This is a genomic window from Streptomyces sp. NPDC025618 (assembly GCF_055558795.1).
On record NZ_JBVHLW010000077.1, the window covers coordinates 1 to 11695 of the forward strand.

11 protein-coding genes and 1 tRNA gene are annotated in these 11695 nt (G+C 68.8%); 3 read left to right on the forward strand and 9 right to left on the reverse strand.

The features are described 5' to 3' along the window. Positions 1-272: 272 nt before the first annotated feature. A complete protein-coding gene (locus ACZ4A5_RS31105; RefSeq protein ID WP_467591588.1) occupies positions 273-2342 on the reverse strand; it encodes a restriction endonuclease in 2070 nt (689 codons plus the stop codon). A gap of 191 nt (positions 2343-2533) precedes the next feature. On the opposite strand from ACZ4A5_RS31105, the gene ACZ4A5_RS31110 reads away from it, so the two are divergent. Further along, positions 2534-2995 (forward strand): hypothetical protein, encoded by a 462-nt coding sequence (locus ACZ4A5_RS31110; protein ID WP_467591591.1) that lies wholly within the window; start codon positions 2534-2536, stop codon positions 2993-2995. A 110-nt stretch (positions 2996-3105) separates the two neighbouring features. Here the strand turns inward: ACZ4A5_RS31110 and ACZ4A5_RS31115 are convergent, their stop codons facing one another. The 4 genes from ACZ4A5_RS31115 to ACZ4A5_RS31130 form a co-directional block, all read right to left on the reverse strand. Then, complete coding sequence (locus ACZ4A5_RS31115; protein ID WP_467591594.1) at positions 3106-3672, reverse strand: Uma2 family endonuclease; 567 nt, start codon at positions 3670-3672, stop codon at positions 3106-3108. A gap of 249 nt (positions 3673-3921) precedes the next feature. After that, a tRNA-Arg gene (locus ACZ4A5_RS31120) sits at positions 3922-3994 on the reverse strand. An 876-nt stretch (positions 3995-4870) separates the two neighbouring features. Further along, positions 4871-5596 (reverse strand): helix-turn-helix domain-containing protein, encoded by a 726-nt coding sequence (locus tag ACZ4A5_RS31125; RefSeq protein WP_467591597.1) that lies wholly within the window; start codon positions 5594-5596, stop codon positions 4871-4873. Positions 5597-5832: 236 nt separating this feature from the next. Next, entirely contained in the window at positions 5833-6306 is a 474-nt protein-coding gene (locus tag ACZ4A5_RS31130) for a hypothetical protein (protein ID WP_467591600.1), read from the reverse strand. A 337-nt stretch (positions 6307-6643) separates the two neighbouring features. Here ACZ4A5_RS31130 and ACZ4A5_RS31135 point away from each other — a divergent pair, with 337 nt between their 5' ends. Next, positions 6644-6958: a helix-turn-helix domain-containing protein gene (locus ACZ4A5_RS31135; protein ID WP_467591602.1), complete on the forward strand. Its 315-nt coding sequence runs from the start codon at positions 6644-6646 to the stop codon at positions 6956-6958. 402 nt (positions 6959-7360) lie between these two features. Further along, the gene (locus ACZ4A5_RS31140) at positions 7361-7489 is read left to right on the forward strand and encodes a hypothetical protein (RefSeq protein WP_467591605.1); all 129 of its coding nucleotides are present in this window, start codon (positions 7361-7363) and stop codon (positions 7487-7489) included. 258 nt (positions 7490-7747) lie between these two features. On the opposite strand, the gene ACZ4A5_RS31145 is transcribed toward ACZ4A5_RS31140, so the two are convergent. The 4 genes from ACZ4A5_RS31145 to ACZ4A5_RS31160 form a co-directional block, all read right to left on the reverse strand. After that, positions 7748-8785, reverse strand: a complete 1038-nt coding sequence (locus tag ACZ4A5_RS31145) for a terpene synthase family protein (RefSeq protein WP_467591607.1) — start codon at positions 8783-8785, stop codon at positions 7748-7750. A gap of 132 nt (positions 8786-8917) precedes the next feature. Continuing rightward, positions 8918-9829, reverse strand: coding sequence for a spirocyclase AveC family protein (locus ACZ4A5_RS31150; protein WP_467591610.1), 912 nt, complete (start codon positions 9827-9829; stop codon positions 8918-8920). A 44-nt stretch (positions 9830-9873) separates the two neighbouring features. Then, entirely contained in the window at positions 9874-11235 is a 1362-nt protein-coding gene (locus tag ACZ4A5_RS31155) for an FAD-dependent oxidoreductase (protein WP_467591612.1), read from the reverse strand. A gap of 200 nt (positions 11236-11435) precedes the next feature. Next, positions 11436-11695: undecaprenyl diphosphate synthase family protein (locus ACZ4A5_RS31160; protein ID WP_467591615.1), on the reverse strand; the 260-nt coding region annotated here is incomplete at its 5' end.

The following is an 11695-nucleotide window of genomic DNA, read 5'->3' on the forward strand; positions in this document are numbered from 1 at the left end:
GGGCACCTCTGGGGGCACCCCCGGACGGAGTCTGGGGGAGGTAGCTGGGGGAGTTTGAGGACAACGCGCGAAGCGTGTTGCGGGGGTCTGGGGGCTTGCCCCCCACGCGGCGGAGCCGCATATCAGACGCAGCCGGGAAGGGGCGGGGCTGGGGAAAAGCCCGCCGCAGGCGCCACGGACCCGCAGCCGGGGGCCTGGGGCACGCGCCCCAGTGCGGCAAGGAGCGGGCCTGAGGAAAAGCCCGCCGCAGGCGGCACGGCACCGCCCAACCCTCAAGCCACCTCGATCCCGAACTCCCGGACAAGCTCCTCCAGCCCGCCCCGATACCCCCGCCCACCCAGCACGAAATCCCAGTCCCCGTTCGCCCGGCGGCGGAAAGAGCCGAGGACCAGCGCCGTCTCGCCGGGCCGCCCGTCCGAGACCTCCAGCTGACCCAGCTCCGTCCCGGCCGCGTCGGACAGCCGGATCCGCGCGTCCGTGAACCCCGAGAGGTCGGCCTCCGGGTTGGCCTGCGGGTCCACCGCGGCGACCAGCACCAGCCGGTCCGCGTCCCGCGGCAGGGCCTCGAAGGCGACCCGGACCGCCGCCTTGTCCCCGGCGGAGGGGGGCACGGCGCGTACGGAGCCGTCGGGGGTGGCCGGGTTGTTGAAGAAGACGAAGTGATCGTCGCTGAGCACCCGCGTGCCCTGGCAGACGAGCGCGCACACGTCCAGGGCGACCCGCCCGGACCACGACATCCCCAGGACGTTGTGATCACCCGCGGCCGGCTCCGGCTCCGGTCCCGGATCGGGCGCGGGCTCGCGCGCCGCCGCGGCCGCCGCCGACGTGCCGGGACCGGAGCCCAGCCGCCCGCGCAGCCCGTGCCGGCCGAGCAGGCCGACGAGCTCCTCCCCGGAGACCAGGGTGAGCGGCTTCCCGTTGGCGAAGGTGTACGAACCGGGGCCGAACCCCGAGGTCGTCACCAGCACCCCCTTGTTCGCCCCGGCGCCCTGCACCGTCCCGTAGAGATCACGGACCGCCGTCGGCGGCACCGTCTTGCGGTACCGCTTCACCTGCACGATGATCCGGCCGCCGCTGATCGGGTCCGGGTCCAGGGCCTCGACGTCCACGCCGCCGTCGTTGGAGCGCGTCGTCATCACGGCCTGCATCCCGCGGGCGCGGAACAGCTGGGCGACCAGCCCCTCGAACTCGACCGGGTCCATCTCGAAGAGGTCCGGGTCGTCACCGCCGCCGTGCGAGACCACGCCCCGGCCCACCTCGTCGGGCATCCGCCCCGGCCGCACGGCCGCGAGCTGGTCCGGGCGGGCGGACAGCTGGCCGCCCAGCCCGTCCACGAGGCAGTCGACGGCGCTGACCTGCGCCAGGTGCAGCCCCTCGAAGAGCTGCCGCGACACGGTGACCGTGGCCAGCACGATCTGCGCTCGCCGCCCGGTGACCGGGTCGTGGTCGTCGACGAAGCCGTTGAGCGCCACCGATTCCAGCGCCCCGAACCCGTCGGCGGCGAACAGCTCACGCACCGTCAGCAGGAGGCACTGCGCCAGTACGTCCCGGTAGAGGGCCCGGCGTTGGGCGACGGGGCGGGCCGTCTCCTTGTCCTGGTCGGCGGTCGGCATGTACCGCACGGCCTTCGCCTCCGGCACGATCTCGTAGCCCGGCAGCTCCGACGTCAGCACCAACTGCCGCGCGCCCGGGTCGTACGCGGCGGAGATCTGGTGCGGGAACTCCTGCGGCCAGGCGGAGGAGGCGTAGAGCGCGGCGGAGAAGTAGTCGACGACCGCGTCCGGGTCGCGTTCGCGCAGGGCCTCGGTCATCTCCGCGACGCCCGCGTTGTACCGGCGTATCTCGGCCAGCTGTCCGGCGGCCCACTGGTCGTACTGCTGCCGGTACGCGGCCAGTTGCCGCTGCCGCTGCGCCTCGGCGGCCTGCGCGGCCTGCAGGTCACGCTCGAACTGCTGGCGCGCGAAGCGGTACTGACCGGGGTCGGGCATCGCCACCGGGTGCGCCAGGTGCCCCGGCTGGAAGGGGTCGACCTCCTCGGGTCTGCGGAGCGCCGCCGGCGTGAACGCCGGCGCGGCACACCCGGCCGCGAGCAGCCCGGTCAGCTCCGCGACCCGGCCCTCCAGCTCCTCCGTACGGCGCATGGCCTCGGCCTCGCGCCGCTGGCGGTAGGCCGCGCGCTGTTCCCGGTCGAGCCGCGCGGTCTCGCGTTCGTACGCCCGCTGCTGCCGCTCCTGCTCCCGCTGGGCCTGTATCCGTTCCCGGTGCGCGGCCTCACGTTCGCGCTGCTGCTGGCGCTGGGCCTCGGCCCAGATGCCCATCAGTCCATTGGAGCGACGACTCATGCGGAAACATGCCCTCCCCTCGGGGCGCCCCAGCGCCCCGGACCGCGCACTGGCCCCACAACCAGCGTAAGGAATCCGACTTTAGTCGACTTCAGATGATCCGATCGGGGGAGGTGATCTTCATGGGGTCCGGCGTGGCTCACCCAAGTGAGTGATGTGAGGATTTATGGGTACGTGGTTACGTCATGGATATGCCCAACCGCACGAGGCTTTGCGCCGCCGCTGCCGTCGCCGCCCTGCTGACCGTCGGCCCCCTCTCCCTTGCCGCGCAGGCCGCGGACACCCGGGCCGCCCCTTCGGTCACGGCAGCTCAGCAGTCGCGGGCCGAGGTCCGCGTCAACTCCTTCTTCCGCGACTACCGGCAGGCAGTCCTCCGCAAGGGCGGCTCGACCCCCGCCGAGGTCCGCGCCCGCTATCTCACCTCCGACCTGAACAAACGCCTCGACACCTGGGCCCTCAAACACGACGCCGACCCCGTCTTCCAGGCTCAGAACGTCCCCGCCTCCTGGAAGGCCCGCTACGAGGGCAGCGGCGCGGGCCACGCCACGGTCGTCCTCACCGAACGCTGGTCCGGCGGCAAGCCCCAGGACGTCTGGTATTCGGTCCGACTCTCGGACCTCACCATCAACGACCTGAAGGCACCGCCGTCCTGACGCCACCACACCTCCCGCGCGTGCCGAGCGGTGTCGTCGTTCAGCACGGCGAACAGGGTGCCGTGCCCGTTCGCGGGGGTCCGTCGCGAGGCCCCCTGAGCAGCGCGTGGTCAGAGCCGGCCGAGGTCGATCTCCACCGGGAAGGGGGCCGCCACCTTGAGGGTGCCGGTGAATACGTCTCCGTCCCGGTAGGTCTTCGTCGCAGGGTCGAGAACGTAGGTGTACACGAGAGGAACACCTGTCGCGGCCTGCTCGATCCGCCAGTAGAAGCCGATGCCTGCCTTGGCGTACTGGTCGACCTTCACGATCCGGTCGGTGGTCTCCGAGCCCGGTGACACCACCTCCGCGACCAGCAGCACGTGCTCAGGGCGGGTCGGGGTGATGTCGATCGTGTCTGCGCGGTACACGACGACGTCCGGGCGGCGATTGGTGAGCGGGACGTCCTGAAGCCGGACGTCGAAGTCCGTGTCGGCGTTCCAGCCCGGGCCCGCGGCGGCTTCCAGGGCGTTCGCCAGGATCCGGGCAAGCCGGTTGTGCCGCTTGGACGCGCTCGGCCTCACGACGGCCATCCCGTCCACGATCTCGATGCCGGCGCACTGCTCCTCGGACCAGGACTCGTACGCCTCCGCCGTGATCTGCTCACGCATCCACGCCGGAGCCACCGTCTCGGCCGTCATGAAGCGCACCTCCCGGACACGGTGCGGCGGGCCCGCTCCCGCTGGTTTCAGCGTACTGGCGGCCATCCCTCCTGCACGCTCTTCCCGCTCCCGCCCCTCCCCGTCGGCCGCGGGTGGGCACGCTGCGCGCCCGCAGAGCATTCGGCAAGAAGGCCCGGCCGTAGCGCTCCGGCAACGGCGAAGGGCCGGCCCGAGAGGATCACTCCTCCGGGCCGGCCCTTACGGCGCTGTGGACCACGTCCACTGTCGTGCCCCCGGGCAGATTCGAACTGCCGACACCCGCTTTAGGAGAGCGGTGCTCTATCCCCTGAGCTACGGAGGCGGGGCTTGCTGGATTCCTTGATGAAAACCCTGGTGGGTCTTCGGCGGGCTCAGCTTGCTCCTCGACCGCCGTGCGTGGTGTGTGCAGGGCGGTCGAGGACAGGTTAGCGGATGGTAGGAGACCGGCGCTGGTGGGTGTGGGGTCCTGGTGGCCGGTCAGGGCTGCTGCTGCGTGTCTGGTGGGCCGGTCGGTGAACTCCGCCGCGTACCGCAGGGCGATGGCCTCGTCCTCGCTGAGCGGGCGCGCGCACCCGCGGACGCGGGGCGGCAGGTCCAGCGCCCAGGTGGGGTCGTGCTCGCACAGGCCCAGCTCGCGGGCGGTGCGGAAGAACATCCGCAGCACGCTGCGGCGCAGATACCGGGTGGCCGGGGCCGGGTGCGAGACGGTGCCGTGACGGGTGCGGCCGGGGGCGTCGACGAACGCCGAGGCCAGCTGTGGCGTGACCTCGGCGAGCAGGACGGCCCCGCGGGCGGTGGCATAGCGCCGGCAGCGCAGGAGCAGGAGCGTGAACTTGTCCAGGCTCTGCCGGGACATCTCACCCCGCTCGGCCATGGCGGCCCAGACGGCGAGGACGTCCCCGACCGCGGCGGCCAGGGGCACCTCAGCCACGGCCGGCCGCCGCAGGACGTGGTGGCGGGAGCGGGACATGCCGGGAGGGCGGGGGCCCGCCCATACAAAAGCGGTGCATACATACACCATGGGGTGGGTGGAGGCGCCCGGCCACCGGAGGCGGCCGAACCGGTGAGGGCGGCTCTCCGGGGCGTGCGGGGCCGGAGTGTCAGTTCGTGGTGATCTCCGGGGGGTGAATGCGGGACGGGCTGCCGGGTTGACGGCCGGGGTGGTGCGGGGCCGACGGGTGTAGTCGGGGGTGTGGTCTCAGGCGGAGGGGACGGGGACGGTGTTGAGGGCCTCGACGCTCTGGGCCAGACCGTTGAGGAGCTTGGCGAACTGTTCGTCGGGCAGCTCCCGGAGCTGGCCCATGGTCAGCCCCATGACCAGCGCCTCCCCGCACCCTGCGGCCTCTTCCAGCCGGCCTTCCCTTCCGGCGTCGCCGCCCGGCGCGCCCGTGTCCTGGGCGGCGTCCGTCGCGGAGGCGTCGTCGGCCGGGGGGAGGTTGACGTACAGGCGCTCGTCGCGGTGGACGACCAGCGCGATGGCGAGCCAATCGACGAGGTAGATCCCGCGGCGTTTCCTGCCCCGCAGGCCCTGCTGCAGAAGCCGGGCCGCCTCCTCCTGCGGCAGGGGACGGTCCGCCAGGATCCGCCCGGCCTCCCGGGCCGCCCAGTGCCCTTGGTAGAGCCGGTTCAGCACCAGCCGGGCCCGTACGGAGTCCGTGTCCCACAATGCGGCGAACTCGCGTCCGGCGGGCGTCGCCCGGTACTGGCCGAGGCCGCCCTCGGCCAGACCCGTGCCGACCAGGTAGCCCAAAGTGCCCGTGACCGAGTCGGCATAGCGGCCCATGCGCCGGGCGAGGTCGGCGTTTCGCACCGGCCGCGCCTCTTCGCCCGTCAGGTCGGCGAGTGCGCACAGGACCTTGATCTGTTGCTTCACCTGGAGCCGGTCGGTCGGCAGCACACGCTCCTGCGGCCAGATACCGCTCATCAACGGCCTCCGGCAGGGCGGAGGCGGTACGGCAAGGGCCGGGCGTGATTAACCCGTGGGAGGGAATCGCGCAGTCGCATGGTGAACCAATCCCGCGCCGGTACAGGCGCGTTGGAGACGGAGGGCTCACCGGGCGGTGGGGAAGTGTGCCTACACTGCCGGTGGTGAGCCCATTCGCGGGCGTACCTCAGCGAGGCCGCCGGCGGGGTCCAAGCCACGGCGGCCTTCGCGTTTTCTCACGGTTCCGGGGCGGCCCGGGCGTTCCTTTCGGTGTCGGAGATCTGCCACCATCCGGGCTCGACGTGCACGATGCGGCCCCGCCTTTTCAGCCGCGTCAGTTCGGGGCTGACCGTGCTGTTGTTCGCGTGCTTCCTGACGCTCTGCACGTGCGCGACGATTTCGTGCGTGGCGGCCTTCTCCCGCCCCGCCAGGAAGTCGAGGACCGCCTCCACGATCGTCGTGCCCTTCCCGCCCGGGGACGCCCCGTCCTCCTCGTCCCTCATGCCGGCCGGTGAAGGCGTGAGGGCTTCCAGGCGCTGCTCGAGTACACGGAAGGCGCCGAGGCCGGCTTCGGTCCGCAGCCGGGCTCCGGCGGCGTCGCGTTCTGCGGCCTCCATGACCGCCTGCGCGCGGCACAGCCGGGTGCTGTCCTCCTCCAGCAACTGCTTCAACTGCCCGATCAGCTCTGCCACATACTCCCGGTGCGGCACCGCGCACCTCCCCTCGTCGACGCGCGCCAAACGCTGTGCGAACGCGCCTGCCCGGCCAGCCTGCCCTCCGGGAAAACCGCAGGTCAGGCACGAGAGAAGGTGATCAAAGTTTCCCCGTTCGTGGCGCCGGGGGCCTGCACGGTGGACGCCGGACAGCACACAGCCCGGCGGCCTACGGAAAGACCGCGCCGCGGTCAGCGGGCCTTGCCCCAGCGGGGTGTCGGTCGGCCGCAGACTCCCGCCCCGCCCCTGAGCTCGGTTCATACATACACCGATGCCGGGGCGCGAGGGCGTCAGTGGGAAGGACGGGCCCGTGGGCACATGGAATGATCTCCGCATGCCCCGGAGCAGCAACGACAAGGTGCCGTGCCACTACGTGCTCGACGGGGCCTGGCCGCATGCTGTCCTGGCCCCGGACGCTCCCGCCAGCGCCCACTACGGCCAGGCCCTGGCCCGCAACCTGCACCGGGCCCTGGCCGCCACCGACCACAGCCTGCGCACCCTGGCCGAGGCCACGGGCATCACCCACTCGACGATCAGCCGCGTCCTGCGCGGCAAGGTCCTGCCCGACCTCGGCACCCTCGCCCGGCTGGAAGCCGCCTTCGGGTTCCAGCTCTGGCCCGGCCCCGCCGTCCTGCCGCCCGAACGCTAGAACACCGCCGCCCCTCGCCCCGCCCGGTCCCACGCGGCCGGCCCCGCCGTACCGTCAGATCATGTGCACATATGCACCACTGCTGTATCGGCAGGTCTTCCTCGTCTGCTTCGACGACCGCCACCGCGTCGCTCTGGTGAGCCCGCAGACCGCCGGTGCCCGCGCATGGACGCTGCCCGGGCTGCGCCGGCAGGAGAACGAGACCTATACGCAGGCCGCCCGACGCCTGGCCTGTGCCCTGGGCCCGCCTGGAGCCCTGGCGATAGCCGGTACCGAGGGCCGCGTCCAGGCATCGGCACCCGCGCGGCACGGCCGTGCCCGGCGCCGGGAGGCACGCGTATTCATCGCCCACGCCGCCGACCCCACGGCCCTGACTCCCCCCACCGGCAGCCGGGCCCTGCGATGGGTGCCTACCGGCACACGGCATGCGCGGCCGGGCAGCCGGCCATCCCCGAGCTCGGCGAATTCCTCGACGGCTACGTCAGCGGCTGGATCCCGGACGGCTGGATCACCCTAGGCGGACATCCCTGACACCCCGGAGGGCAGTGCCCGGGCAGACCCTTGCCTGCTGCATCAGGGTGGCGGGGCCGGCGGTGAGGGCGGGATGTACTGGCCGGAAAGACTCCGGGGGCGCTGTCTGTCCGTGCGCGTGTGACGGGATCGCAAAAGCGTCGACGAATGCACGGACTTGTGGGGAATGCGTGAGCACGGCTGGATACGCAGCCCCGTACCTGTCACGCGTGCAGCGCTGTGAGGAGGGCAGAGAACGCAGCGGTGTTGCCGGAACGATCACTCCGGAATCAAGCCGGTGGATCCGGGGTGTGGGTCAGCCGGGCTCGCAGCGTCGGTAAGGTAGCCAGGGCCGGACCCCGCGAGTACGTCCTTCGCCGTGTAGCGCCCGGTGATGCGAGACCAGTCGTAATTTCCGCGCATCAGCGAACGGAGGCCGTCGATATAGCGCTCGACGTTTTCCCGTTGGAGTGCGTCGAGGTTCAGCCGGCTCCCGGTCTCGCGGAAGCCGTCATCGAGCTCTTTGAACCGGAAAAGCCTGGTGTCAACGATCTGACACGTAAGCTTCACCGCTTCCTCGAGAGAACACTGATGTTCCGCGCGCAATACCACGATCACGTTGTGGACTTCGCCTTGAGCCTGTTCGCGCTCGAGGGAGTACACGTCATTGACGTAGCCGACTACATCACTCCAGATATCGATCATCTCCTGGAGTTGAGGACTCTCTACGGCGTGTGCCGGGATCTCGAACCCGCCGGCGGCTTCGATGAGGTCGGCATAGACCGATCGGCCAACTGTCGTGCGGCGCAACTTCATGTACCGTTTCAGGCCGGGTACTCCACCCCCCTCCCGCTCAATGGCCTCCTCCTTGTAGGCGCGCATGAAAGTGCGCCAGTGCTCCAGAGCATTACGCTGCCAAGTGAGCGTCTTCCCGGAACATTCACGCTCCCATACGTCGAACCACGCGCCGGCCAACGGACTCCGCGGCGCGCGGTCCGGGTTGGTTCCGGTAAGCGCGATGAACTCGTCGCACAAACTTGCCACTCCTCCAGGAGTATAAGCGGAGCGCGAGCAGAAATCGTCGAAGAAAGCCATCCAGCCGATCAGGTCGGCAGCCAGAAGAGTCCCCGGTGCGTCCGTCTGCGGATAGAGCATCGAGGCGAGCTCGGGAATCTTGTCCAGCAAATAACGTTCCTCTGAGGCATCGCTCTTGATCAGACCGTGACGCCGCAGGAAAGCCACATGGCGGACCCGGGCAGATTCCAGTGCAGGGCTGATCCTGTAGGGAAATGGAATTTCGAACCTGACGTGCGGCATGCCATTCTCCGATTCCTGTGGTTGCGCGGCCGTGCGCATCCGGCAACCAGCCATTTTCTGCCATTTCCGTGCACAGTGGAAGAGTCGTCAATCAGGGGTCGCCTTGCGAATGCCCACCGGAGGTTTCACGTCTTAGACGTAAGGATAAGGGGGGTTGCTGAGAGGGATTTGCCCTCCAATCAGACTGGTCAGGGACACGAGCAGGTGGATGCTCAGGATGCAGCAGTCCAGCAGGCCGATGACGGCCAGCGCCTGGACAGTTGACCGCCAGCGGGCAGGAATCCCCTGAATGCCTCGCAGGACAACCATGCCGGATCCCTTCTTGAGATAGTAATGACGGGCCAGGTAGGGGATTGAAACCCAGAAAACGGCGACCAGCACGGTGCGGTAGAGCGGCAGTTGGTACCACCGGCCGGAGAACAGCGTGAGCGGCGGCCACCCTTCGGCGTAGAGGTATCCTCCGGCGTGAATCCAAAAACTCTCCATCAGAAGGTCAAGAACCGTCGCGATGGAAAGAACCGCCAGGACGAAGCGGATCCCACTGAGCTGCGGCCGGTAAGCCAGCAGAGTCCGCCGGATAATCGTGCTGAAAACGAAGAGCCACGCTGCACCCATGCTGTATCCGAACCAGCCGGAGAAGATGCCTTGGATCTGCCCTTCCTGTCCGGGGCTGCTCCACCCCGGAATATAAGGCCCCCAGGTGGGGGTATGCAGCGCGGCGGCGTTGAACATTACCCGCACATGTCGCAGATTCTGCATCGGATCCATCCAGAACTGCGACAGATAGCCGAGGTACAGCGCAACATCGAAAGTGAGCTGTTTTTCCCGTCGCCACTGCCGCACGGCCCAGAGGATGAGCGTGACAGTGAGGATCGCGACCGTTCCCTGGGAAGCCCAGAGAGTGATCTGCCGACCGGGACTGAGAGATTCCAGGCCGCGAGTTCCCAGGCTGAATCCGCCAGAGGCGAGCCACCTGCCGATGACGCACCCCCCGACGAGCAGGAAGAAGGCCCCCGCCGAAGCCCATGCCGTCACCGGGGTCATCAGCCAGGACGCCCTGCCCCGTGGCAGCCGGCGCACAGTATCCATCAGAAGCCCTTTCCGTTGTCACCGGCCTGGTCACGGGGTGCATCACTTTGAGGGCACCGCCTGAAGACCCGGCGGAGCAGTTCCGGACGGAGGAGGACTGTCGGCTTGTCGATCATGTGCTGGACTCGACAGAAGTGCCGGTACAGATGAGGGTCGTCGGGAAGGGCGGCGATGGCCCTGGACATGTACCAGCGAATAGCTCGCGTGCTGCCCCTGGGTGCTTGTGGGGCCCATCCGAGATCGCTGCTTGTGGCGACCGTCCACGGCAGCCGGACAGATCTCCCGGCTTTCCGCTGGAACCTGTGAGCCAGCCCGTCGAGCTGCGGCCTGGTCCAGCCTCGCAGCAGGTCCCGGAGAATAAGAACTTGGATCGCTGCAACGGTCAGCCCCTGCCCGTAAACCGGATTGAGGGTGCAGAAGGCATCCCCGATGACCAGGAGGCGGTCCGGAAAATCTCGCTGCCTGTCATAACGGTGCCAGCGGTTGGCCAGATTGGTGAATCGGTGAATGCGGGATACGGGTGTGCCCTGGGTCACTATTTGTGCGACATGTGGGTTGCGGAGCCCGTGGGCGAAGTCCGTGAACTCTTCCTTTCCGGTAGGGAGATCGCCTGCGGCACCCATGAGGGTGACGAACCAGTGGCAGTGGTCCACTCTGAGTGCGACCCCACCACGCTGCACGGTAGGCGCGTAAGGCATTTGCTGGGTGACGGACCATTCCGGTGCGGTGTCCCGGCTGATTTCATACACTTGTGAGGCGTACGCGTAGGGAACGTCGAGAGTCTGGGTCTGCGGCCTGTCGCGCCCTGCCGCGGCCAGCCATTTCGGAAGACGGGACGAACGGCCTCCGGCTTCCACTACCAGATCCGCCCTGAGATGGACAGAGTCCTTGAGGGATCCGTTCGGGCGCCATGGCCGAACCATGACTCCTTTCGCCTCAGTGGTGCCCGGCCCTACAAGGATTCCGCAGACGTCGTGGCCATCCAGCACCCTGATCCGGGGATTTCGCAGGACCCTCCGGCGAATACATGCATCGAGTGCCGCCCAGCTGAAGGTCTGCATCGTGAAGCCGGCCGCCACTCGGGGAGTCCACCCGGTAGGGAGGAGGACGGGGGCGGACATACCGAAGTCAAATACTGGCGCGCCCAGGCCCGCCAGCTCGGCCCGGATTCCAGGGAACAACTCCTCAATAATCTCACCCCCCCGGGCCATTACTCCGTGGGAATGATGCTGCTGAGGTGTTCGATTACGGCTGACGCACTCTTCAGCAATAAGGTCTCGTTCCACCACCGTCACCTGCTGAAAGAATTCGGAGAGGGTCTGTGCGGTGAGGAGCCCGGCGTACCCTCCACCGATAATCACGGCGTGACCTCGCGGGGAAAGCTGAGGAACTTTTGAAGCCACGGTGCTTACTCCAGATGGGGTTCAAGGAGGTACGGGGCAGGAGCGCAGAGCCTTCATTTTCAGTTCAGCGGCGGCCGGGTCGCGTCTCGGTCGCGCCATGGGTTCTCGGGATCGGATTGGTAGTAGCGGAATCCTGGTTGTTGGTTCGGTGGGATTGTTCACAGGCCGTGTCGGCGGTCGCGGCGGGCGTAGGAGTGCAGTGCCCGCAGGAAGTCCTCGTGGGTGAATTCGGGCCAGTCGGCGTCGGTGAAGTAGAGCTCGGCTTCGGCGGTCTGCCAGGGCATGAAGCCGGAGAGGCGTTGTTCGCCGGAGGTGCGGATGACGAGGTCGATGTCGGGCTGCCCGGCGGTGGACAGGTGGCGTGCCACCAGGTGTTCGGTGACGGGCTGGTCGTGTTCTCCGCTGCCGTGGCGCTGCT

Coding starts and splice junctions, on each gene's coding strand:
- ACZ4A5_RS31105 (WP_467591588.1), bottom strand. CDS start 2,342: ATGAGTCGTCGCTCCAATGGACTGATGGGCATCTGGGCCGAGGCCCAG.
- ACZ4A5_RS31110 (WP_467591591.1), top strand. CDS start 2,534: ATGCCCAACCGCACGAGGCTTTGCGCCGCCGCTGCCGTCGCCGCCCTG.
- ACZ4A5_RS31115 (WP_467591594.1), bottom strand. CDS start 3,672: ATGACGGCCGAGACGGTGGCTCCGGCGTGGATGCGTGAGCAGATCACG.
- ACZ4A5_RS31125 (WP_467591597.1), bottom strand. CDS start 5,596: ATGAGCGGTATCTGGCCGCAGGAGCGTGTGCTGCCGACCGACCGGCTC.
- ACZ4A5_RS31135 (WP_467591602.1), top strand. CDS start 6,644: ATGCCCCGGAGCAGCAACGACAAGGTGCCGTGCCACTACGTGCTCGAC.
- ACZ4A5_RS31140 (WP_467591605.1), top strand. CDS start 7,361: ATGGGTGCCTACCGGCACACGGCATGCGCGGCCGGGCAGCCGGCCATC.
- ACZ4A5_RS31145 (WP_467591607.1), bottom strand. CDS start 8,785: ATGCCGCACGTCAGGTTCGAAATTCCATTTCCCTACAGGATCAGCCCT.
- ACZ4A5_RS31150 (WP_467591610.1), bottom strand. CDS start 9,829: ATGACCCCGGTGACGGCATGGGCTTCGGCGGGGGCCTTCTTCCTGCTC.